Below are 19,959 nucleotides of genomic sequence, written 5' to 3' on the forward strand. Positions count from 1 at the left end.
AGGCAAAGCAAGCCAGGCGGGCACGAACCAACCTGTGTTTTTGCCGTGTGCGGGGATATCGTTGAAATGCCCGCACACGAAAGGCGAAACCCATGAATCCCGAGGTTCCTGAACTTAGCGGAGTCCACCACGTGAAGCTTCCGGTGACGGACCTGGAACGCAGCCGCGCCTGGTACGAGAGCCGTCTGGGCTACGAACAGGTCATGGAATTGCGTGACGGCGAGAAAATCACCGGGCTGTTGCTGCGTCATCCACGGGGAGGTCCGGAGCTGGGCCTGTGGCTTGACCCTGCCCGGGCGACCGCGGCCGCGGGTTTCGATTATTTCGTCTTCGGCGCGCCGAACCGCAAGGCCCTGGAGGAACTTGCCACCAGGCTGACAACACTGGGGGAACGCCATCCCGGCGTCCACCCCGGAGCCATTGGGTGGGTGCTCCCGCACGTGAAGGATCCCGATGGGCACGAACTTCGTTTCCAGTGCGCGACGTGAGAACACCTGGCCCCTGACGGTTTGGGGCAGGCCGGGAGCACTACCCCGGCCCGCCGGCGGCCCGCAGTGCTGCCGCGACGGGCGCGGTGCCATCTTCCGTTGCGAGGACCGCCGCCAGCTTCCGCGCACTGACACCATAAGCCGGCGTCGTGGTGGCCTGCGCGATGGCGGCGGCCAGCCGTTCGGTGGTGAGCTGTTTGTACGGGACCGGCTGCGGGCCCGCGCCGAGAGACTTGATCCTGGCGGCCCAGAACGGTTGGTCCGTGTATATCGGCACACTGACCGTCGGCACACCGGCGCGCAGCCCCGCCGCGGCGGTCCCCGCTCCGGCGTGGTGCACCACCGCAGCCATCCGCGGGAACAGCCATTGATGGGGAACCGCACCGATGCCGATGACATCGGGCCCGGAGGCACCTTCGACGCCTTGCAACACCGCACGGACGCCTGCACGGCGTGCGGCCTCGAGCATGAAATCGGCGCCCAGGGCTGCGCTGCTGCCGAAACCGAGGAAGACCGGGGGCGGCCCGTCCGCGAGGAAATCGACCAGCCCGGCGGGTGGTTGCCAGCCCGGCTCGGCTTCCGGCCACCAGTAGCCGGTCAGGGAGAGTCCGGATCGCCAGTCAGCCGGGCGCGGAAATATGGTCGGGCTGATGCCGTGGAGAACGGGTCGGTTGGCTTTTCTGCGCTGCCGTTCGGCGACGGCCCTGGACTTCTTGCCCAACCCAAGGGCGCGGCGAATGCGGGAGCCCGGGGCGTCGTAGGGCGCCTTCCCGGCGGACACCAGTGATCCGAGCACCTTGTTGCCGGCCGGCCCCAGGCTACGGGCTGTCCCCAGGACCACGGGCGGGTAGGCAGTGCTGGGTTCTGTCGGCTGGAGATGGGCACCAATGGCGGGGATGCCCAGGGCCTCGGCCACGTCATAGGCATAGGGTGCAATCGCATTGGCCAGGATCACGTCGGCGCCGCCCTCGGCCGCGACCAGCGTTCCGGTCGCGGCCAGGTCCATGTAGTCACCGAGTTCGTGCAAGTACCTGCGCAGATCCGCGCCCGTGGCCCTCTTCCCGGGAGCGGCCGGGCTGACCAGATGGCTCATGTCCCCGGGCAGTTCGCGGTGCTCGCATCCGGCTGAGGTTATCAACGGGGCATAGGCGGCATTGGCCGCGATGGCCACGTCAAACCCCAAGGCCTGAAGTCTGCTGCCGAGCCCGGCCATCGGGGCGACATCGCCCCGGGTTCCGGGCGTGATCATGAGTACTCGCATGTGGATTCTCCTTCCGTTTGATTGCGATCACTGTTCGCAATTAAGGATATAGTGCAATGGTTACAGGACCTAACGCAAGCGACCGAAGGAAAGCCGGAGCAGCCATGACCTCGAATGACCCCATTGATGTCTGGCGTCGGCCGGAGCGTTCCGGCGTCGGGCCAAAACCGAAGCACTCGCGCGCAGAGATTGTCGCGGCGGCGATCGACATCGCCGACCGGGATGGCATGGCTGCGGTGTCGATTCGGCGAGTGGCCTCCGACATCGGGGCCGGCGCGGCGTCCCTGTACCGCTACCTGAGATCGCACGACGAGCTCGTTGAACTCATGGTCGACACTGTTGGCGGCGAATATGACCTCCGCCCTGCCGAAGAACCTCCACGGATCCAGCTGCTGGACCTGGCGCGGCAGGGCCGGGCCATCATGCACCGTCACCCGTGGCTGGCCCCGCTGCTGCTGACACGGCACTCGGTGGGACCCAACTCGCTCGGATACCTGGAGCGCGCCCTGTCCGCGCTGGAGTCGGCGGACATGCCCGGCTCCTCCAAGCTGCAGACAGTGGCCATGATGACTGCCATCACCTCCGCCTTCGTCCAAAACGAGCTGGCCCGGCCCGCCGACTCCCGCGAGGGCGACTCCGGAGCGACGGAACGCCTGCAGTATCTCTCCGGCGCGGTCCAGTCAGGGAAGTACCCGCTGCTGGCCGGCGCACTCGCCGGGCGGCACGAGCCCGAGAGCCCCGACGACACCTTCACCGCCATCATCGTCAACTACCTGGTCGGCGCGGGGCTTCCGGCGATCGCCGGTTTCGACTGAGGACACGCGACCTCGAACTCTGCCCGCGGCCACACACGGACGGCGGGCCAACAGCCACACTTCATCGCAATTGCCACGGGGAACGGCCCAACCCCCATCATCGGAAAGTGACACGGGGGATTGTCACCCCGACCTTGCGAGGGAATCCAGGAAAACGACGGTTGCCGCTATTGAGGCCGCTGCCCGCACATGGTTGGCAGGGCTCCATCCCCGGTCGAATACTGTCCATCGTGCTGCGACGTCAGCTCCGCCGGGCGCGATTCGGGCAAGTTCGTTGTTGAGGGGGACGTTGCGCACGATGGTGATGCCGAAGGCGGCAAGTGCCAGCCCGGCACCGGCAAAGCGATTTGCTGCTCCCGGGGCCGCCGCGTCCGAGGTGAGTTCCGCGATGACCAAGGCGACCGAGGCCGCGGCACCCCCAAGGAAGACGGCCATGAATGGCAGTCGGACCGCACTGGTGTTGATGCGTTGCATTGCGGGGACCCCTTGGCCGGCAGGAAGGGCGCGAAGGGCGGGCATGACGATTGCGGAGAAGGCAAAGTAGACCCCTCCCGCCACCCCGGCGCAAACGGCCGACGTGGCAGTAACGGCGGTGATGAATGTGCTGCTCATGCGCGGGACTCGATGCGTGGGTTCCAGATGCCGCTCGCGGCGGTGCGGCGGGCATAGTCGGCGAAGTCTGTGGCGGGCCGGCCAAGAGCCGATTCCACATCGGCGGTGACGGAGGCATTGCGTCCGTCGAGGATCGATTCGAAGAGCTCGGCCAGCGGCCGGGCATCATCGTGCGGGACGCCGTCACGGGCGACGTCTGCCACGAACTCCCCGGCCGTGCTGGGCACGTATTCGATGTGCCGTTCCGCGGCCGCGGAGATCTCGGCCGCCACCTCGTGCATCGACAACAGGCGCGGCCCCGTCACCTCATGGACGGTGCCGGCATGCCCGTCCTCGATGAGCGCGGCGCTTGCGATCTCGGCCAGGTCATCGATGTCGATGAAGGGTTCGCGGACATCGCCCGCGGGAAGGACCAGCCGCCCGCGAAGGGTGGGACCCAGCAGGAAGTGTTCACTGAAGTTCTGGGCGAACCACGAAGAACGGATGATCGTCCACTCTGCCGCCGTTTCCTGGACGGCCTTCTCGCTGGCGCGGGCGCCCTCTTCCCCGCGGCCCGAGAGCAACACCAGGCGATTCACCTCCAGGCTTCGTGCCCGTTCGGCGAACTCCCCGATCAGCTCGGCCACGCCGGGAAAGGCCAGGTCCGGTGAATAGCAGACGTAGGCGGCCGAGGCTCCCCGCAGCGCGGCATCCCAGGTTGAGCGGTCATCCCACAGGAACGGTTTCTTCCCCCGCCTCGAAGCGACACGGGTCTGGATGCCGCGATCGTGAAGGCGGCGAACGATGCGGCCACCGGTGCGACCGGTACCACCAAGGACAAGCACATTTGTATTGGTCATGACACCAGTCAACGGCACCAGGTTCACACTTTGAATAGTTCCACGGTGAACATTCATACGCGATCGTCTAGAGTTGGCGTATGGATCCACTCACGCACCTCCTCGACGGCCCCCGGGCGCGGCGCGCCTTTGCCCTCCGCGTGGTCATGTCACCGAATTGGTCCATCAAGGTGCAGGACCGGGCACCCCTGACGGTCATGGCCATGATGTCGGGCAATGCGTGGCTGGAAGCCGACAACGAACGATTCGAATTGCGGCAAGGAGACGTGGCAATCGTCCGCGGCCCGGAGCCCTACACCGTGTCGGACGATCCGTCCCGTGCCCCGGATGTGGTCATTCATCCCGGCCAGCGGTGCACCTCCCCGTCCGGAAATGATCTCCAAACGAGCATGACCCACGGAATACGCACCTGGGGCAACGCCTCCACCGGGCAGACCACGATGCTGATCGGCACCTACGAAACCGACGCCGAGATCGGCGCGGCCGTCACGACCGCGCTGCCCCGCATCGCCGTCGTCCCGGCCGGTGAAGTCAACCCGTCGCTCCTGGGATTTCTCGAAGGCGAAATCATCAGCGACGCACCGGGGCAAGGCAGTAGCATCGATCGGTTGCTCGATGTGCTTCTCGTCCACTCGATCCGCGCCTGGGCGGCACTCCATCCCGAGACGGCCCGTGGCTGGCTCGCCGGTGGCACGGATCCGCTCATCGCCCGGACGCTGACGTTTTTCCACGAGTCCCCCGCCGAGGCCTGGAGCCTTGATTCCCTGGCGCAGCGCCTGAACGTGTCGCGGGCGACCCTTGCCGGCCGGTTTCGCGCCGGCGTCGGCGAACCACCCATGACGTACCTGACGAACTGGCGGATGCTGCTCGCCAGCGAACTACTCGCCGACCCACGACTGACCACCACGCAGATCGCAGCCAAGGTCGGGTACGGCAGCCCCTTCGCCTTGAGCACGGCTTTCAAGAGAAGATTCGGGGTGAGCCCCACCGGGTACCGGGACCGTACCTACCTCAGGGCCGAGACAGCAATCCAAACTCGGCTAAAGGGAAACCCGGCCCGGCCACTGGAGGTCGGCGAGGCCGTCGGCTAGGCGTTCCCCCGGGGAGACGTGCCGGCGCTCACTGCGGGGACGAGGCGACAAATCCGGACTCGTAGGCGCGGATCACGGCCTGGGTGCGGTCGCGGGCCCCGAGCTTGCCCAGGACGGAGCCGACGTGGGTCTTGACGGTCTCCACGGCAACGAAGAGCTCGCCGGCGATCTCGGCGTTTGACATCCCCCGGGCCATCAGCCGCAGCACATCCCGCTCGCGCCCGCTCAGCCGCTTGATGGATGCAGCCTCCGCGCCGTCGCCGAATGAGCGCGCCAGCGACCGGATCGCGGCCGGAAACAGCAACGAATCCCCCGCGGCGACGGTGCGCACCGCTTGCACGATTTCCTCCGGCCGGGCGCGCTTGAGCAGGAAGCCGCTGGCACCGGCGCGCAGCGCCGCGTAGACGTACTCGTCGTTTTCAAACGTCGTCACCACCAGCACCCTGGGCGGTTCCGCTGCCGCCATCAGTTGCCGGGTCGCCGAGATCCCGTCGATCCCGGGCATCCGCACGTCCATCAGCACCATGGACGGGTGCAATCGCGCCACCAACCCCGGCACCTCGGCCCCGTCGGCGACCTCGCCCACCACCTCGATGTCCCCGGCGCCGGCGAGCACCGCACGCAGTCCGCTGCGCACCAGGGGTTCGTCGTCGACCAGCAGGACCGTGATCATCGCGGGGTCCCAGCCGGCACGACGGCCAGCAACAACCAGCCGTGCTCGGTCGCCCCGGCCTCGACCCGCCCGCCCAGCAGCTCCACGCGCTCGCGGATCCCGTCCAGGCCATGGCCGCCACGCCGTCCCCGGGGTGCGCCCGGCCCGCGGCCGGCTACGTTGCGCACCTGGGCGACCAGCTCATCGCCGTCAAGGGCCAGCCTGACCTCGGTCGACACCGCTCCATTGTGCCGCTGCACATTGGTCAGCCCCTCCTGGATGATCCGGTAGACCTCGCGCCCGATCACCGGCGGAACGGCGGTGAGGTCCCCCTCGATGCCCAGCGTGACGGGAAGACCCGCCTTGCGGTGCGAGGCAACGAGCGCCTGGACATCCCCCAGGCCCGGCTGCGCGGCACGCGCGGCGTCGTCCTCGCGCAGGAGTCCCAGGAAGCCATCGAGGTCGGCGGCCGCCGCCCTGCCCGTTTCCTCGATCGCCAGCAGTGCCTGCTCGACGAAGCCGGGGTCGGTGTGCAGCACCGTGCGGGCGGCGCCAGCCTGGAGGGTGGTCACCGTCAGCGCGTGCCCGATGGAATCGTGCAGCTCGCGGGCCAGCCGGTTGCGTTCGGTGAGCTCGGCGCTCCGCCGTTCCAGCTCCGCGATTCGTGCCACCGGGCCCGGCCCGAGCAGCCGCGGTGACAGCCATGCCGCCGCCGCGCCGGCACCCCGGATGGCGGCCAGCAGCAACACCACCATGCCGAGCGCCAGGAACGGCGCCCAGGAATCGGGAATCGAGACCTCGCGATCACCCGCCGGGACCACGGCGTCCCCGCGGATCCACGACGACAGCAGCAGAATGGCCGTCGTCGGGACAAGAACGGAGGCCAGCGAAATGACCACGCCGAAAATCGTGTGCAGCAGGTACCAGGCCGCCGTCCGCCCCCGCTCCTCCCAGGTGAGCGCCGGCGTGACCACCAGGGAGGATGCCGCACCGCTGAGCAACACCGGCACCAGGGCACCCTCAAGCGTCCTGACAACCGGCAGGAGGGAGGTTGCAGCAATGGCCAGGAGGATGACCGCCATGAACGCGGCGACGAACGCACCGTCGATTCCCGGTTTCAGTGCCGGCGCAGCCAAGGGAACCGCCACGCCCGCGAAGATGGCGTACGGCGTAAACAGCGCCCCTCCGACCACCAGGAACAACCACCGCCGCCACAGGATCCTCATGCCACCCAGTCTGACACGACGCCCGCGCCCTCCGCCTCCCTCGGAAGGGGGATCCGAATCGCTCCCCCGGGGGATCCGGCACGGCCGGGCACTCGGTAACTTGAAAATCATGCACACCGATACAGCGTTCCCCCACGCGCCGCTGCTGGCATTCCGGCGCATCACCGGCTACGGCGTCGCCATCGTGCTGATGCCCTACCTGCTGATCAAGATCGCCTGGACCCTGGGCATCTTCCTTCCGGCCGAACACATGGGTGAGGCGGACTGGCGGATGATCAACGCCGCGACAGTGCTGCTCGCAGCGACCGCCATCTTCCTGGCCATGGCGCTCTGCAGGCCCTGGGGCGAACGGCTGCCCGCGCCACTGGTGGCACTGCCCGCCTGGGTGGGAACCGGCTTGGTGGTTCCGGTCGCCTTGCTGGCGCCGGTGCTCGGACCGGCGGCCATGGCCCGGGACCTAGCGGCCGGCGCCGCCGGCATCTGGGCCTGGGAGCAATTGCTCGTCATGGTGTCCCTGGTGGGGACGGGTCTCGGCCTGCCGGCCTGCCTGGCCGGATACGCCAAAGCGCGGTGGCCGGAAGCGCTCGGGGGTCCGCTTGGCCACCCGGGGTTGCCTGGAAACACAAGCCAGCTGCAAATCAGCCTCGCCGGATTCGCCGCTGCGGGCTGCGTCCTGCTCGGCGCCACCAAGGTGTACTGGTCGGTGGGAGGAACACTGGGCATCGACCCAATCCTGCTCGCAGAACGCGATGTGTGGTGGCACCTGATCTCATTCAGCACGGGCGCGTGGGCGCTCGCCGGGGCATGGGGCGTGCTGGTGCTTGCCACCCGCCGGGGGTCACGCAGGTTCCTGCCGCCCATGGCGACGGCGTGGATCTCCTCCTCGGTCCTCTTTGCCCAAAGCCTCTTCAGCAGCTTGTCCGCCACCGGCTTCGACGCGAGGCCCGCTCCCGAATATCCGGTGGCGCGCGTGCTGACCGGAGAGGCAGGCATCGTGGCGGGTGTGCTGATGGGGTTGGCCATCCTGTTGGTGCTGCACGACCGCCGCCGCGCATTTGCCCGGACTCGGTGATGTTCCACGGCGCTCGGGGTACCGGGGTTCCGCCACCACCGGTGCGCGCCATACACTGGCCTTGCATCCACTATCGGAAGAAAGTGAGTGACCATGACAATCCCACAACCTCCCGAGCCCCCGGCCCGGCCGCCCGACCCGGGCCGCGTTCCACCGGTCCCGCCCGGTCCGCCCCACGAGCCGCCGCCCGATCCGGGCCCCGTGCCCCGTCCCCCGGACCCGGAGCCGCCCTATCCGCCGGCCGAACCCGAGCCCATCGGACCGTTTCCGCCGATCCGGTAGGCGCACAGTACAAGTCAACGGGCCGGGCATCGCCAACATGGCGGCGCCCGGCCCGTTGCCTGGGTTCGGTTTCGGGGTGGGCCTAGCGTTGGTTAAGGCGGATCATGTTCCCCGAGGGATCCCTGAAGGCGCAGTCCTTCGGGCCCCACGGCTGGTCGATGGGCTCCTGCAGGACCTCGGCCCCGGTGGCGCGGACCTGCTCGAAGAGCGCGTCAAGATCGCTGGTGCTGAAGACGGTCATCGGGAGCACGCCCTTGGTGAGCAGCTCCTGCATCGCATCGCCATCGGCCTCCGAGCGTCCCGCGTGCGGGTCCGAGAGCACGATGCCCAGCCCCGGCTGGGTGTCCGAGCCCAGGGTGACCCAGCGGTGTTCCCCCGAGGCCACGTCGTTCTCGACCTTCAGGCCCAGACCGTCGCGGTAGAACGGGATGGCTTCGTCGACGTCGTTGACGGTGATGTGTGAGTACTGCAATGAAATGTCCATGGCTCCACGATAGGCACCCGATGCCCCGGCGCGCTTCTTGAATCCTGCTCGATGTCCCTCTCCGGCCAGGGTGCCCCAAGCTTGCCGACGCGCCTCGGTTGGCCATCGAACATCGCGCGGCGTCCCTGCCCATCGGCGAGCGCCCGGCCACCCGGGTCTCCGGAGGCTCGGGGCAAGATCCCGGGCACCTAGAACCGGGGCGCCTTGGTGCTTTTGGGGCGGGTCACTGACTTGGCGATGCACGCAGGCATGGCTTCCACCGCGGCGTGTTCCCGGTTCCGGTATCCGCTGGGGCTTTCGCCGGTGATCTGGGTGAAGCTGGTGCTGAAGGAGCCCAGGGAGGTACACCCCACCTCCATACAGGCGTCCGTGACGCTCATCCCGGACCGCAACAATGCCATCGACCGCTCGATGCGCCGGGTCATCAGGTAAGCGTACGGACTCTGCCCATAGGCGGCCTTGAACTGCCGGGAGAAATGCGCCGGGGACATCATGGCCTTCGCCGCCATGGTGGGCACGTCAAGGGGCTTGGCGTACTCCCTGTCGATCATGTCCTTGGCCCGGCGCAGTGCGGTCAGCGCCTCGAGCTCGTACGGCTTCATGAGGTCGAGGCTACCAGCGCCTCCCCGGTACGGCATGACGGCCCCGCCCACTCTGGGCCCCAGGCATGCATCCTGGTCGGAATGGGGCTTGATCCGCGAGGAGGATTTGAATCGAAAGAACTCTTGCGAAAGAGTTCTTTCGATAGTAGCCTCTGGCCCATGGACATCACCGACCCCAAGGCCATGCGGGCGCTGGCCCACCCCCTGCGAATCCGCCTCCTTGAAGTGGTCGGCACACAGGGCCCGATCACCGCCGCCCGGGCCAGCGAGTATGTCGGCGAAAGCCCTGCCAACTGTTCCTTCCACCTGCGCACCCTGGCCCAGCACGGCTACATCGAACGCGCACCCGGGGCCACCGGACGTGACAGGCCCTGGCAAATCACCGATATCACCCAGCACCTGGACAGGAACCAGGCCGGGCCCGATGCCCAAATGGCAGCCGTGGCGCTCGGCGACCAGATCCAGTCATGGGAATTCGAACGAATGCGAGCGGGCAGGCACCTGCCGGTCCCCGACGCCTGGAAGGGCCACCTGTTCGAGGTCGGATCGACCCTGTTCCTCACCCCGGAGGAAGCCGACGCCTTCTCCGAAAGCTACCGGCAGCTCATTGCCCCCTATCTGGGGCGCATCACCGACCCGGCACAGCGCCCCGGGGATGCTGCCCCCGTACGCGTCTTCATGGCCGCAACCCTGGCCCACGACCTGATGGCCAAGGATGCGGAGTCTTGAAAGCCCTCCTCTCCATCCCGATGTTCCGCAGGTTCACCGGCGCCTGGACCATCGGGAACCTTGCCGACAGTGCCCTGTTCTTGACGCTGTCCATCTGGGTCAAGGACATCTCGGGCTCTTCCAGCGCGGCAGGCCTGGTCTTCCTGGCGCTGGGACTGCCCATCGTGTTCTCCCCGCTGATTGGCGCGCTCGCCGACCGACTCCCCCGCCGCAGGCTGTTGATCCTGGGAAATGCGGTTTCGGCCGGCAGTGCGCTGCTGCTCCTGCTGGTCGCAGGCCCGGACGGCCTCTGGCTGATCTACGCGGTGGCCTTCATCTACGGGTTGCTTGGGATCCTCAACGGAGCCGCACAATCCGGGTTGGTGCGCGACATGCTCGAGGACGAACACCTGGACAGCGCCAACGGTTTGCTCTCCACCATTGACCAGGGACTGCGTATCTTCACTCCGCTGCTGGGCGCCGCGCTATACACGTTGTGGGGCGGCGGCGCACTTGCGGTGGGAGTCGCCGGGTGCCTGCTGCTCACCGCCGGGCTTCTGCTCACGGTGTCCGTCCAGGAATCCGAGCCGGAACCTGCATCCGAACGCGGCGGGTTCTGGCACGAAAACTCCGCCGGCTTCCGGCATCTGAACGGCATTCCCGTGCTGTGGCGCATGGTGGTCGTGACAGCGATAGCGCTGGGCGTCATCGGCATGTTCGACTCGGCACTCTTCGAGCTGATCGACAAGGGCCTGGGCAAGGAACCCGGATTCTTCGGGGTACTCATGAGCCTGCAGGGGGCCGGGAGCATCCTCGGCGGTCTCACCGCAGCGATGTTGATGCGCAAGCTGGGCCCCGGCCGGTCCGTCGGCTTCGGGCTGGCCATGATCGGGCTGGCAGCCCTGGCCGCCGCCGCCGACCTGGTGCCGTTTGTCGCCGACCATGGGCTGTTGCTGGCGGCCGTCGTCCCGGCGCTCTTCCTGGCCGGGGTGGGGGTCCCGTGGATCTTTGTTGCGCTCGTGACAACCCGGCAGCGACTGACCCCGGCCCGGTTGCAGGGCCGGGCCGCAGCGGCAACCAATCTGGTGCTCAACGTCCCGCAATTGGCCTCGATCGCAGTGGGCGCGCTCTTGGTGGCGGTGGTGGACTATCGCTGGCTGATGCTCATTGCCGGGCTGGTTATCGCCGGCTGTGCCTACTCCATGCTGCGGACCAGACCTGAGCCTGAGCCTGAGCCTGGACGAGAGGTGCAGGCTTCCGTCGAAGAGACAGGGCAGGGCCGATAGCGGCCGCACCGACGAATGGCCCGACCTCGGGGACTGACCGGGTGAAGTGGCACGGCTTCAGGATCGTTGGTTGAAACCGGGGATGGCTACTCGGTAACCGAGCGCACCACCCGGGCGGGGGAACCCACAACAACGGCGCCCGCCGGTACGTCCTTCGTGACAACGGAGGCGGCCGCCACCACCGCGTCGTCCCCGATGTTCACCCCCGGAAGGATCGTGGCATTTGACCCGATCCACACGTTGCGGCCAATGGCCACCGGGGCCGGGTGCATGTCAGCGCGGCGGCTCGGCGCGAGGTCGTGGTTCAGCGTGGCGATGACCACGTTGTGCCCGATGAGGGTGTCGTCCCCGATGACCACCCCACCCTGGTCCTGGAACTTGCACCCTGCATTGATGAAGATCCGCTTCCCCAGGGTGATGTTTTTTCCGAAGTCGGCATTGAAGGGCGGGAAGAGCGTCACGGTTTCGTCGACCGGCTTGCCTGTCAGCTGGGCCAGCAGCTCGCGCACCCGCGCCGGCTCCTGGTATCCGCCGTTGAGTTCACCGGTGATGCGCAGGGTTTCCTGGCTGACCCGGTGCATGACTTCATGCAAGGGCGAGTCCCCCGTGATGGTGCGCCCGGCATTCAGCTCTTCCAGGAGGTCGTTGAGTTCCATGATGTCCCTTCATCCAGGTGCGCACAAAGGGCACGCACCGATTCAAACCTTGGCGTTCAACGAAACGCCAGGGCGTGTTGATCGCAGGCCGTGAAGCAGGCCAGAGACTCCATGCCTCGGGCGCGTCCCCTTGGCGCCCAAACCATGGTTTCAGCTGCCGGATCGCTGCGGCTTGGGCAGGACCTTGGCGGCCATTGCCCTTGAGTGTGTTCAGCGGTTCTTGTTGCCCGGGCGGTCGTAGTCGTTCGCGGCCACGTGTTCAAGCCACGTGGTGGTCATCGACGGGTCATCCGCGTTCTCGAGCATCGCGAGGTGCTCCATGAAGTCCTGCGGGGTGGCCCCGTGCCAATGTTCCTGGCCCGCGGGGCAATACACGGTTTCACCCGGGGTTGCCTCAACGACCGTGCCGTCGCGCGTGCCGAACAGCGCGACGCCGCTGGTGACGTGCAAGGTCTGGCCCTTGGCGTGGGAGTGCCAGGCCGTACGGGCACCGGGAGCGAAACGGACCCGGGCGACGATCATTCTCTGGCCATCTTCCCTGGGATAGGCGATGGGGTCGACCCATACGTCGCCGGCAAATTGCTCCGTCGGGTTCTTGGTGGTTGGGGCCTTGGGCAGGATCACGTGTGCCATGGGTCAGTTCCTTTCCTCTGCGCGAAGCGCAGGGTTGTTGACGATGTGGGTTTTGTTCCATGAACCGAGCAGTTGGAGCTTCTGGTGGGATTCCGAGCCCGGCTGCGCCGTGTAGACCATGAGGACCAGGCCCGGTTCCGCGGTGATTGCCAGCTCCTCGTAGGCCAGCTGCAGCTCACCCACCTCCGGGTGGTTGAACCTCTTGGTTCCCGAGCCGTGGGTTCTCACGTCGTGGGCGGCCCACAGCGTACGGAATGTCGTACTCTGCGTGGACAGCTCGCCCACGAGGTCCTGGATGCCGCGGTGCTGCGGGTCCTTCCCCGCCTCGTTCCGGATGATGGCCACGCACATCTGCGCGAACAGCTCCCAGTCCGGATAGAAGTCCTTGGACGCGGGATCCAGGAACTGGAACCGGGCAAGATTGGGGGCCCGTCCGCCGCCGTCGCCGATCACCGGCGAAAAGAACGCCCGGCCTAGTTCGTTGACGGCCAGCAGGTCCTGGACCTCGTTGCGCACGAAGGCCACGGACTCCTTCATCGAATCCAGGACCCATCGCAGGGATTCACGCGGCGGCCGGGCAGGGGACGCGGGTCGGCGTTGGCGCCCCGAGGTCGGAATGCCGTCGGCGGCGCGGGCGAGGTCAAACAGGTGTGCACGCTCGGTCTCGTTGAGCATCAGGGCCCGGGCCAGTGCGTCCAAGACCGACGCCGAGGCACCGGCAATCGCTCCGCGTTCGAGCTTTGCGTAGTACTCCACGCTGACCCCTGCAAGGCTGGCCACCTCTCCGCGGCGCAGTCCGGCGACCCTTCGGTTGCCGAACGCCGGCAGACCGGCACGCTCCGGGGTGACTTTTGCCCGCCGCGACATCAGGAACTCGCGAACTTCTGACCGGTTATCCATACCCTTAAGCGTACGGGTGGGCACCCAGACGAGGGATACCCTCCCAGTGCACCCATCATAGGAGCGTGCTTGCCCCTCCCGGCCGGGCGCGCGGCGGCGTAGCCTGTCCCCAACGCGTACTTCCGTTGCAGCGTGCTTGGGGAGAGGGAAGCCTGCATGGACAGCACTGATCGACTGCGGGAACGGTGGCTCGATACCGCCGCCGGGATCCTGCAGGAAGCGGACCCGGGGGTCGCCCGGGCACAATTGAATGACGCCTTGTTGAAGTCATTCCACGCCTTCGCGGCGGCCCGAGCCCCGCTGGCCGGAAACGGCGGGATCCAAGGGGTCTCCATCTTCGGGCAGTACGCCGGGCTCGACACCCCGGCCTGGCCCCTGGCGGTGGAGCGCGCCGGAACCGACCACCCGGTGTTCGCCTACCACAACGCCACAGCCGACCCCACGCCGGTGACCCTGCTCCAGGTCGGAGAGCGCGGCTGGCCTGTCTCGGAGTTCGCTTCCTTCATGATTGAACGGCTCGGCCTATGCACACATCAGCTCTCACTGCCGCTGGCCACCGCCGGGCCGGAGTCCGCAACCTACGGTTTTGTCAGCGACGGAGCATACCTCGAGCGCGACCAGGAGTCTGCACGGTACCTCCAGCCGATCGTTCGCGGACTGGATACGCACATCCGCCTGCTCGAATCGTTGCTTCCCGCTCCTGCGGCCGCACCGGGGCGCCCGCTGACAGTCCGCGAGCAACTGGTGCTGACCCTGGTCGCCCAAGGCTGCACGGTCAACGGCATCGCTGCCCGGCTCTGTGTCTCGCCGCGCACCGTGCACAAGCACCAAGAGAACCTGTATCGGAAATTGGGCGCGGTGGACCGCCTTTCGGCGGTCCTCCGTGCCCAGCAGTGCGGGCTACTCCCCCAGCAACCCGCCGGTGCCGATGATCGTCCCGGCGGCTATGCCGGGAACTCACATACCCCGTTGGTCACCGCGTCTGTCAGTGCTTCGGTGAGCATCTGATCCAGGAACCCGATGTGGTTCCCGATGTAGCCGATGGCGCGGCTCTCCTTGCCGGAACCCAGCAGGCCAGGTCCCGAGTTCCCTGTGTCGTTGTCCCACGCCGCAAACGCGTTTTCGGAGATGTTGAAGTTGTTGTAGATCAGCGGCACGTGCGAGATACCCTCCGCCTCCATCCACGGCTCCAGGTAGGGAACGAGATCGATCTTGCCCACGCAGTCCGGGGCGATATCCGCGATGATGAACTGGTTCGCCAAGACATCCAAAGGGATCCACCGTTCCTGCTGCAGCTGCTGTGCGTAGGCCGCATCACTCCACTGCTTCTTGAAGCATTCATGTGCGAGCGCCGCCGGGGCAGCCACCACCGACAGCAAGGCCACGGCACCGGTGGCTGCCCCGGCCCGGACTCCCCAGGTTCTGATACCCATTTAGATTCCTCCAAGGTTGGTGGCGCGTTCCCTTCGCGCCGACATGCACCAGTCTTCCCCCAGGGCGCGTCCTGCGCCATACGCACTTGTACGTAGCCGGGGCCGGGCCTATTCTCGTTTTGCGCGGGATCCAACGAGAGCAACGCGCCACGTGTCAGGTGCAGGTATGGCGATTTCCGCTGTTCCCCGGCTACTTCCAAAGATCAGGGCCTTACTGCAGGCGGGCGCCGCTCACCTGCTCCACGATGCGTGTCTTCGGCCCCGAGGCCAGTGCGGGGGAAGCCGCGGGGGTGGACCACACGTTGGACCGTAGCCGATCCAGGAATTCCGCGGCTTCCTCGCGGGAGGCAAAATCCAAGTCCAGCACGACATAGTGCTCGTCATCGACGGGGCGGTAGATGCGCTCGGCCAGGACGCCGGAGTCGGCCCGTCCCAGCGGGTCTGCGCCGTATGCGCCCTTCCACATCTCGAAGTCCTTGACGCCATGTTCTATCTGGAGCGTGTACATCACGCTTTCCTTTCCTCGGGGCCGCTTCCGTGGCCGATGCCTTGAGCGTAGGCGCGACGCCAGGCATGTCACCATCCCAGTTTTCTGGGATACCCCGCCTCTCCGCACCCCCTGCGTGCAAGGCGTGCGCGCATACTTGTCACATGGGAAGCAGGTGGGCCCAAGGCCGCTGCGTTCAGCGCATTGCCGCCTTGGATGACGCGCGGCTCGAGAGCCACGAATACCGGCGCGCGGTGCTTCGGGAAATCGCCGGGTTCATCGGGCACGAAGCCTGGGTGTGGCCGCTGGCCGATCCGCTCACCGCCGTCGGCATCTCCCCGATGGCCCGCATTCCGTGTCCCGAGGAACTGCCCCTGCTGATAACCCTCAAGTACGCCACGGCGCTGAACCGGTGGACGTCACTGTCGACCAATCCAGTCCACGCCATCTCGCTGGCCGCGGTGACCGACGGAGAGCTGTCCCGCAGCGAATCCTGGGCACGGGTCCTCTGCCGGTACGGAATCACCGACGTCCTCTCGATGGTTTTTGCCGACAGGTGGGGTATCTGGGGCTGGCTCGATTTGTGGCGGGGCGACGGTGCCGGCACATTCACCGGCGAGGAAGCGGAACAGCTTTCGGCACTGGCCCCGGTGATCGCCACCGGCCTTCGCCATTGTTCGGCGCGCCAGTTCCAGGTCGGCACCGATGCCGGGGCGCCCACCCATGACCAGGCGGTGCTGGTGCTGGCCGACGACCTGCGCATCATCAGCCAGACGGGTTCGGCCGCCCTCTGGCTGGATCTGTTGCAGCCCGGTCCCAGTCCTCACCAGGGCATCCCGGCGGAGGTGCTCAACGTGGCCGCACAGCTGTTGGCCACCGAACAACGCGTCGATGGGCACCCGGCCAGCTCACTGGTCCACGTCGGCGAAGGCGTGTGGGCGCGTTTGTCGGCCTCGCGCATGAACTCACCGGCCGGTGGCGCGGCGGCACCCATCGCGGTGACCATCCAGGATGCGTTGCCCGCCGAACGCATGGCGGTCTTTCAGCGGTGTTTCGCGCTGAGCCCGCGCGAATGCCAATTGCTTGAACTTGCAGCCAGCGGCCTGGACACCGCGGCCCTGGCGCATACCTTGGGCATCGGCAGGTACACCGTGCAGGACCAGTTCAAGTCCCTCTTTGGCAAGTGCGGGGTGCAAAGCCGAGGCGCCCTGGTGGCCACGGCGTGCGGTAGATGACGTGCAGCCGGGCGGCCGGATCAGCCGATGCAGGCAATCCTCTACAGCGCCCAGCGGTGCGGGACGCTCCCCCTTCCGGGGCACACCCTGCGCCATGCGCATTGATACGTAGGCGGTCGGCACCGTGGCCACCGGTCCGCGACCGAGAACGTCCGACCCGTTTCATGTGCGGACGATATGTGATGGCCAACCGCGGCCTGCCGAAACTTCGGCGGCGCCTTCCACTCAGTGCCGAAGCCACCGAAGCCTAGAACAACCCCGAGTGCGCCTCGATGAGTTCGGGCCCGTTGTTGCGCACGTTGCCCACCGCCGGGTCGACCTCGCGCAGTTCCCAGCCCGAAGCCACGTCATCGGCCCCGGCTCGAACCATTTCCACCAACTCGGCGGCGTTCTTGTTTTCCGGGTCCAGCCATTCGGCCAGCGAATCCTTGGCCAGCGGGATCGGCAGCCGGTCATGCAGCCCGTGAAGTTCCTGCAGGACCGGCGATTCGGAATCCGCCTCCGGAGACGGGCAGGTGAGGATCGAGGTGGTGAGCAGCCACTGCCCCGGATCCCCGTCCTCCTTGGAGGGGTCCTTCCACCATTCGTAGAGGCCGGCAAAGAAGATCAGCGACTCATCGGCCGGATGCACATAGAACGGGCGCTTCTTGGCCTTGGGGGTGTCCCCGGCCAGCCATTCGTAATATCCCTCCGCCGGCACGGCGCAACGCCGGGCCTTCACCGCGGCGCGGAACGTCGGCTTCTCGATGACCGTCTCGCTGCGGGCGTTGAAGGCACGCACGCCCACGGCGGGGTCCTTCGCCCACACCGGAACCAGCCCCCACTTGGCCACATGCACCTGCCGGCGCACCGTCCCCTCGACGAGGCGCTCGAGCACGATCGGCACGTCGGTGGTCGGGGCAATGTTCCAGGATTGCCGCAGTTCCAGGTTCGCGTCGGCCTCGGCCTCCGCCTCCGCCACCAGGTCGCCGATTGCCTTGGCCATCACATATCGTCCGCACATGAAATAAGACTCTCACGCCCGTGGTTACATGAGGTATGAGTGAAAATGAAAAAATTGCCCCCTACATTCCCGCGGCCGGCGCGGTCACGATGTTCACTACCTCGTGGTGCGGCTACTGCCGCAACCTCAAGCGCCTCATGGATGCCAAGGGGATCGGCTACACCGAGGTAAATATCGAGGAAGTCGAGGGAACCGCCGAGCTGGTGGAGGCCTTCAACGGCGGGAACCAGACCGTCCCGACCTTGATCTTCCCGGACGGAACCGCCGCAACAAACCCGCGGATTGAGGAAGTCCTCGAGCGCGTCTAGTCAGGCTGTGCTTGGATGGAGGGGTGCCACTTGCCGAAAGGCAGGCGGCACCCCTTTCACGTTTACGTATTTGTCGCGCGCGTGCGCGACCGCCCCGCAAGAATTGGAGTGACATGTCACAAAAGGTCCAGGCAGTAATCGTCCGAGCCAAGGATGCCCCCGTCGAGACGGTGACCATCATTGTTCCCGACCCCGCTGCGGGCGAGGCAGTGGTTGACATCCTCACCTGCGGCGTCTGCCACACCGACCTGCACTACAAGCTCGGCGGCATCGGCAACGACTACCCGTACCTGCTGGGCCACGAGGCCACCGGCGTGGTCTCCAAGATCGGCGAAGGCGTGAACAACGTCGCCGTCGGCGACCGCGTGATCCTGAACTGGCGCGCGGTCTGCGGCCAGTGCCGCGCCTGTGCCAAGGGCACCCCGCAGTACTGCTTCAACACCGCCAACGCCTCGCAGAAGATGACCCTGGAGGACGGCACCGAGCTCTCGCCGGCCCTGGGCATCGGCGCGTTTGCCGAGAAGACCCTGGTCGCCGCCGGGCAGTGCACCAAGGTCGATGAGGACGTCGATCCCGCAGCCGTGGGCTTGCTGGGCTGCGGCGTGATGGCCGGCATCGGTGCCGCCATGAACACCGGCGAGGTCAAGCGCGGCGAGTCCGTGGCAGTGATCGGTTGCGGCGGGGTCGGCATCGCCGCCATCGCCGGCGCGAAGCTTGCAGGGGCCACCACCATCGTCGCGGTGGACATCGATGATGACAAGCTGGCCATGGCCACCAAGATGGGTGCCACGCACACCGTGAACTCCAAGACCTCCGACGCTGTCGAGGGCATCAAGGCCGTCACCGGCGGCTTCGGCGCCGACGTGGTCATCGAGGCCGTGGGCCGCCCGGAAACCTACAAGCAGGCGTTCTACGCCCGCGACCTCGCCGGCCGCGTGGTGCTGGTGGGCGTCCCGACCCCGGAGATGAAGCTGGAGCTGCCGCTGCTGGATGTCTTCGGCCACGGCGGATCGCTGAAATCCTCCTGGTACGGCGACTGCCTGCCAAGCCGCGACTTCCCGATGCTGGTCGAGCAGTACAAGCTCGGCCGCCTGGACCTGGATGCGTTCGTCTCAGAGCGCATCGGACTGGGCGACATCGAGGCAGCCTTCACCAAGATGGGCGAGGGCAAGGTCCTGCGCTCGGTGGTTGAGCTCTAATGAGCGCACAGATCCAAAACCTCGTCACCTCGGGCACCTTCAGCCTCGACGGTGGAACCTGGGACGTGGACAACAACGTGTGGATCATCGGGGACGAGAATGAGGTCTTCGTGATCGATCCGGCCCACGAGCCTGCCAGGATCAAGGAAGCCGTGGGCAACCGCACGGTCAAGGCAGTGCTGCTGACCCACGGGCACGATGACCACATCCGCTACGCCCGCGAATTCGCGGACCTGGTCCAGGCACCTGTGCACTTGAACCCGGCCGATGCGATGCTCTGGGAAGCCATTTTCCCGGGCACCGCAGCTGATGCAGAGATCACCGACGGTGACACGTTCGAGGTTGCCGGCACCACCCTGGTGGCACTGCACACCCCCGGGCACTCCCCCGGATCGACCTGCTTCTACGCCGAGTCCCTGGGAACCGTGTTTTCCGGCGACACGCTGTTCAACGGCGGACCGGGCGCGACCGGGCGCAGCTACTCGAGCTTCGAGACCATCGTCGACTCGATCCGCGAACGCCTCCTCACCCTCCCGGCCACCACTGTGGTGAACACAGGCCACGGAGATGCCACCACCATCGGGGCCGAGGCCCCGAACTTGGATGAATGGATCAAGCGCGGGCACTAGCCACACGCGCAAGACCCCGGGGTGGGCGGCAAGTGAACGGGAAACCGTTCCCTTGCCG

24 protein-coding genes are annotated in these 19,959 nt (G+C 66.9%); 11 read left to right on the forward strand and 13 right to left on the reverse strand.

Features of this window, described 5'->3' with window-relative positions; all coding sequences use genetic code 11:
- The first annotated feature begins 92 nt into the window (after nt 1-92).
- The gene (locus ACLQ7E_RS07980; RefSeq protein WP_411732043.1) at nt 93-488 is read left to right on the forward strand and encodes a VOC family protein; all 396 of its coding nucleotides are present in this window, start codon (nt 93-95) and stop codon (nt 486-488) included.
- A 40-nt stretch (nt 489-528) separates the two neighbouring features.
- Here ACLQ7E_RS07980 and ACLQ7E_RS07985 read toward each other — a convergent pair whose 3' ends face one another.
- A complete protein-coding gene (locus tag ACLQ7E_RS07985; RefSeq protein WP_411732044.1) occupies nt 529-1,749 on the reverse strand; it encodes a glycosyltransferase in 1,221 nt (406 codons plus the stop codon).
- 104 nt (nt 1,750-1,853) lie between these two features.
- Here ACLQ7E_RS07985 and ACLQ7E_RS07990 point away from each other — a divergent pair, with 104 nt between their 5' ends.
- Nucleotides 1,854-2,564, forward strand: a complete 711-nt coding sequence (locus ACLQ7E_RS07990) for a TetR/AcrR family transcriptional regulator (protein WP_411732045.1) — start codon at nt 1,854-1,856, stop codon at nt 2,562-2,564.
- A gap of 123 nt (nt 2,565-2,687) precedes the next feature.
- Here the strand turns inward: ACLQ7E_RS07990 and ACLQ7E_RS07995 are convergent, their stop codons facing one another.
- Both ACLQ7E_RS07995 and ACLQ7E_RS08000 read right to left on the reverse strand, forming a co-directional pair.
- Nucleotides 2,688-3,176, reverse strand: a complete 489-nt coding sequence (locus ACLQ7E_RS07995; RefSeq protein WP_411732046.1) for a DUF1772 domain-containing protein — start codon at nt 3,174-3,176, stop codon at nt 2,688-2,690.
- Nucleotides 3,173-4,015: an NmrA family transcriptional regulator gene (locus ACLQ7E_RS08000; RefSeq protein ID WP_411732047.1), complete on the reverse strand. Its 843-nt coding sequence runs from the start codon at nt 4,013-4,015 to the stop codon at nt 3,173-3,175. Before ACLQ7E_RS08000 ends, ACLQ7E_RS07995 begins: the two co-directional genes overlap by 4 nt.
- Nucleotides 4,016-4,095: 80 nt before the next feature.
- Between ACLQ7E_RS08000 and ACLQ7E_RS08005 the strand changes: the two genes are divergently transcribed.
- Complete coding sequence (locus tag ACLQ7E_RS08005) at nt 4,096-5,106, forward strand: AraC family transcriptional regulator (protein ID WP_411732048.1); 1,011 nt, start codon at nt 4,096-4,098, stop codon at nt 5,104-5,106.
- A 28-nt stretch (nt 5,107-5,134) separates the two neighbouring features.
- On the opposite strand, the gene ACLQ7E_RS08010 is transcribed toward ACLQ7E_RS08005, so the two are convergent.
- Nucleotides 5,135-5,779 (reverse strand): response regulator, encoded by a 645-nt coding sequence (locus ACLQ7E_RS08010; RefSeq protein ID WP_411732049.1) that lies wholly within the window; start codon nt 5,777-5,779, stop codon nt 5,135-5,137.
- On the reverse strand, nt 5,776-6,984 hold the full coding sequence (locus ACLQ7E_RS08015; protein WP_411732050.1) for a sensor histidine kinase: 1,209 nt from the start codon (nt 6,982-6,984) through the stop codon (nt 5,776-5,778). The genes ACLQ7E_RS08010 and ACLQ7E_RS08015 overlap by 4 nt, the downstream gene beginning before the upstream one ends.
- Before the next feature lie 109 nt (nt 6,985-7,093).
- Between ACLQ7E_RS08015 and ACLQ7E_RS08020 the strand changes: the two genes are divergently transcribed.
- Nucleotides 7,094-8,056 carry a hypothetical protein gene (locus ACLQ7E_RS08020; protein ID WP_411732051.1) on the forward strand — a complete coding sequence of 321 codons (963 nt, stop codon included), beginning with the start codon at nt 7,094-7,096 and terminating at the stop codon, nt 8,054-8,056.
- Between the two features lie 364 nt (nt 8,057-8,420).
- On the opposite strand, the gene ACLQ7E_RS08025 is transcribed toward ACLQ7E_RS08020, so the two are convergent.
- Both ACLQ7E_RS08025 and ACLQ7E_RS08030 read right to left on the reverse strand, forming a co-directional pair.
- On the reverse strand, nt 8,421-8,822 hold the full coding sequence (locus ACLQ7E_RS08025; protein ID WP_411732052.1) for a VOC family protein: 402 nt from the start codon (nt 8,820-8,822) through the stop codon (nt 8,421-8,423).
- Nucleotides 8,823-9,010: 188 nt separating this feature from the next.
- Nucleotides 9,011-9,424, reverse strand: coding sequence for a helix-turn-helix domain-containing protein (locus ACLQ7E_RS08030; RefSeq protein ID WP_411732053.1), 414 nt, complete (start codon nt 9,422-9,424; stop codon nt 9,011-9,013).
- 159 nt (nt 9,425-9,583) lie between these two features.
- Here ACLQ7E_RS08030 and ACLQ7E_RS08035 point away from each other — a divergent pair, with 159 nt between their 5' ends.
- Together ACLQ7E_RS08035 and ACLQ7E_RS08040 are read left to right on the forward strand one after the other, a co-directional pair.
- Complete coding sequence (locus tag ACLQ7E_RS08035) at nt 9,584-10,153, forward strand: winged helix-turn-helix domain-containing protein (RefSeq protein WP_411732054.1); 570 nt, start codon at nt 9,584-9,586, stop codon at nt 10,151-10,153.
- On the forward strand, nt 10,150-11,418 hold the full coding sequence (locus ACLQ7E_RS08040) for an MFS transporter (protein WP_411732055.1): 1,269 nt from the start codon (nt 10,150-10,152) through the stop codon (nt 11,416-11,418). The genes ACLQ7E_RS08035 and ACLQ7E_RS08040 overlap by 4 nt, the downstream gene beginning before the upstream one ends.
- Nucleotides 11,419-11,504: 86 nt before the next feature.
- On the opposite strand, the gene ACLQ7E_RS08045 is transcribed toward ACLQ7E_RS08040, so the two are convergent.
- The 3 genes from ACLQ7E_RS08045 to ACLQ7E_RS08055 all read right to left on the reverse strand — a co-directional run bounded on the left by ACLQ7E_RS08045 (nt 11,505) and on the right by ACLQ7E_RS08055 (nt 13,607).
- The gene (locus tag ACLQ7E_RS08045; protein WP_411732056.1) at nt 11,505-12,074 is read right to left on the reverse strand and encodes a DapH/DapD/GlmU-related protein; all 570 of its coding nucleotides are present in this window, start codon (nt 12,072-12,074) and stop codon (nt 11,505-11,507) included.
- Between the two features lie 210 nt (nt 12,075-12,284).
- The gene (locus ACLQ7E_RS08050) at nt 12,285-12,707 is read right to left on the reverse strand and encodes a cupin domain-containing protein (RefSeq protein WP_411732057.1); all 423 of its coding nucleotides are present in this window, start codon (nt 12,705-12,707) and stop codon (nt 12,285-12,287) included.
- Between the two features lie 3 nt (nt 12,708-12,710).
- On the reverse strand, nt 12,711-13,607 hold the full coding sequence (locus tag ACLQ7E_RS08055) for a helix-turn-helix transcriptional regulator (protein WP_411732058.1): 897 nt from the start codon (nt 13,605-13,607) through the stop codon (nt 12,711-12,713).
- Between the two features lie 156 nt (nt 13,608-13,763).
- Here ACLQ7E_RS08055 and ACLQ7E_RS08060 point away from each other — a divergent pair, with 156 nt between their 5' ends.
- On the forward strand, nt 13,764-14,615 hold the full coding sequence (locus tag ACLQ7E_RS08060) for a response regulator transcription factor (protein ID WP_411732059.1): 852 nt from the start codon (nt 13,764-13,766) through the stop codon (nt 14,613-14,615).
- Here ACLQ7E_RS08060 and ACLQ7E_RS08065 read toward each other — a convergent pair.
- Nucleotides 14,552-15,040 carry a hypothetical protein gene (locus ACLQ7E_RS08065; RefSeq protein WP_411732060.1) on the reverse strand — a complete coding sequence of 163 codons (489 nt, stop codon included), beginning with the start codon at nt 15,038-15,040 and terminating at the stop codon, nt 14,552-14,554. The two genes, ACLQ7E_RS08060 and ACLQ7E_RS08065, sit on opposite strands and share 64 nt — an antisense overlap.
- 211 nt (nt 15,041-15,251) lie before the next feature.
- Nucleotides 15,252-15,548 (reverse strand): hypothetical protein, encoded by a 297-nt coding sequence (locus ACLQ7E_RS08070; RefSeq protein WP_411732061.1) that lies wholly within the window; start codon nt 15,546-15,548, stop codon nt 15,252-15,254.
- Nucleotides 15,549-15,691: 143 nt separating this feature from the next.
- On the opposite strand from ACLQ7E_RS08070, the gene ACLQ7E_RS08075 reads away from it, so the two are divergent.
- Complete coding sequence (locus tag ACLQ7E_RS08075) at nt 15,692-16,762, forward strand: helix-turn-helix transcriptional regulator (RefSeq protein ID WP_411732062.1); 1,071 nt, start codon at nt 15,692-15,694, stop codon at nt 16,760-16,762.
- A gap of 247 nt (nt 16,763-17,009) precedes the next feature.
- Here ACLQ7E_RS08075 and ACLQ7E_RS08080 read toward each other — a convergent pair whose 3' ends face one another.
- On the reverse strand, nt 17,010-17,765 hold the full coding sequence (locus tag ACLQ7E_RS08080) for an SOS response-associated peptidase (protein ID WP_411732063.1): 756 nt from the start codon (nt 17,763-17,765) through the stop codon (nt 17,010-17,012).
- A 35-nt stretch (nt 17,766-17,800) separates the two neighbouring features.
- Here ACLQ7E_RS08080 and ACLQ7E_RS08085 point away from each other — a divergent pair, with 35 nt between their 5' ends.
- The 3 genes from ACLQ7E_RS08085 (at nt 17,801) to ACLQ7E_RS08095 (ending at nt 19,901) form a co-directional block, all read left to right on the forward strand.
- Nucleotides 17,801-18,073 (forward strand): glutaredoxin domain-containing protein, encoded by a 273-nt coding sequence (locus tag ACLQ7E_RS08085; RefSeq protein WP_411732064.1) that lies wholly within the window; start codon nt 17,801-17,803, stop codon nt 18,071-18,073.
- A 113-nt stretch (nt 18,074-18,186) separates the two neighbouring features.
- Entirely contained in the window at nt 18,187-19,272 is a 1,086-nt protein-coding gene (locus ACLQ7E_RS08090) for an S-(hydroxymethyl)mycothiol dehydrogenase (RefSeq protein WP_411732065.1), read from the forward strand.
- Entirely contained in the window at nt 19,272-19,901 is a 630-nt protein-coding gene (locus tag ACLQ7E_RS08095; RefSeq protein WP_411732066.1) for an MBL fold metallo-hydrolase, read from the forward strand. The genes ACLQ7E_RS08090 and ACLQ7E_RS08095 overlap by 1 nt, the downstream gene beginning before the upstream one ends.
- Nucleotides 19,902-19,959 lie beyond the last annotated feature (58 nt).

This window comes from Paeniglutamicibacter sp. (assembly GCF_046714615.1).
Taxonomy (GTDB): Bacteria; Actinomycetota; Actinomycetes; order Actinomycetales; family Micrococcaceae; genus Paeniglutamicibacter.

Bases quoted from the DNA above. Each gene is read 5' to 3' on its own strand.
- ACLQ7E_RS08030 (WP_411732053.1), bottom strand. From the start codon at position 9,424: ATGAAGCCGTACGAGCTCGAGGCGCTGACCGCACTGCGCCGGGCCAAG.
- ACLQ7E_RS08005 (WP_411732048.1), top strand. From the start codon at position 4,096: ATGGATCCACTCACGCACCTCCTCGACGGCCCCCGGGCGCGGCGCGCC.
- ACLQ7E_RS08060 (WP_411732059.1), top strand. From the start codon at position 13,764: ATGGACAGCACTGATCGACTGCGGGAACGGTGGCTCGATACCGCCGCC.
- ACLQ7E_RS08035 (WP_411732054.1), top strand. From the start codon at position 9,584: ATGGACATCACCGACCCCAAGGCCATGCGGGCGCTGGCCCACCCCCTG.
- ACLQ7E_RS07990 (WP_411732045.1), top strand. From the start codon at position 1,854: ATGACCTCGAATGACCCCATTGATGTCTGGCGTCGGCCGGAGCGTTCC.
- ACLQ7E_RS08075 (WP_411732062.1), top strand. From the start codon at position 15,692: ATGGGAAGCAGGTGGGCCCAAGGCCGCTGCGTTCAGCGCATTGCCGCC.
- ACLQ7E_RS08020 (WP_411732051.1), top strand. From the start codon at position 7,094: ATGCACACCGATACAGCGTTCCCCCACGCGCCGCTGCTGGCATTCCGG.
- ACLQ7E_RS08045 (WP_411732056.1), bottom strand. From the start codon at position 12,074: ATGGAACTCAACGACCTCCTGGAAGAGCTGAATGCCGGGCGCACCATC.
- ACLQ7E_RS08015 (WP_411732050.1), bottom strand. From the start codon at position 6,984: ATGAGGATCCTGTGGCGGCGGTGGTTGTTCCTGGTGGTCGGAGGGGCG.
- ACLQ7E_RS08000 (WP_411732047.1), bottom strand. From the start codon at position 4,015: ATGACCAATACAAATGTGCTTGTCCTTGGTGGTACCGGTCGCACCGGT.
- ACLQ7E_RS08090 (WP_411732065.1), top strand. From the start codon at position 18,187: ATGTCACAAAAGGTCCAGGCAGTAATCGTCCGAGCCAAGGATGCCCCC.
- ACLQ7E_RS08010 (WP_411732049.1), bottom strand. From the start codon at position 5,779: ATGATCACGGTCCTGCTGGTCGACGACGAACCCCTGGTGCGCAGCGGA.
- ACLQ7E_RS07985 (WP_411732044.1), bottom strand. From the start codon at position 1,749: ATGCGAGTACTCATGATCACGCCCGGAACCCGGGGCGATGTCGCCCCG.
- ACLQ7E_RS08095 (WP_411732066.1), top strand. From the start codon at position 19,272: ATGAGCGCACAGATCCAAAACCTCGTCACCTCGGGCACCTTCAGCCTC.
- ACLQ7E_RS08050 (WP_411732057.1), bottom strand. From the start codon at position 12,707: ATGGCACACGTGATCCTGCCCAAGGCCCCAACCACCAAGAACCCGACG.
- ACLQ7E_RS08055 (WP_411732058.1), bottom strand. From the start codon at position 13,607: ATGGATAACCGGTCAGAAGTTCGCGAGTTCCTGATGTCGCGGCGGGCA.
- ACLQ7E_RS08025 (WP_411732052.1), bottom strand. From the start codon at position 8,822: ATGGACATTTCATTGCAGTACTCACACATCACCGTCAACGACGTCGAC.
- ACLQ7E_RS08070 (WP_411732061.1), bottom strand. From the start codon at position 15,548: ATGTACACGCTCCAGATAGAACATGGCGTCAAGGACTTCGAGATGTGG.
- ACLQ7E_RS08085 (WP_411732064.1), top strand. From the start codon at position 17,801: ATGAGTGAAAATGAAAAAATTGCCCCCTACATTCCCGCGGCCGGCGCG.
- ACLQ7E_RS07995 (WP_411732046.1), bottom strand. From the start codon at position 3,176: ATGAGCAGCACATTCATCACCGCCGTTACTGCCACGTCGGCCGTTTGC.
- ACLQ7E_RS07980 (WP_411732043.1), top strand. From the start codon at position 93: ATGAATCCCGAGGTTCCTGAACTTAGCGGAGTCCACCACGTGAAGCTT.
- ACLQ7E_RS08065 (WP_411732060.1), bottom strand. From the start codon at position 15,040: ATGGGTATCAGAACCTGGGGAGTCCGGGCCGGGGCAGCCACCGGTGCC.
- ACLQ7E_RS08080 (WP_411732063.1), bottom strand. From the start codon at position 17,765: ATGTGCGGACGATATGTGATGGCCAAGGCAATCGGCGACCTGGTGGCG.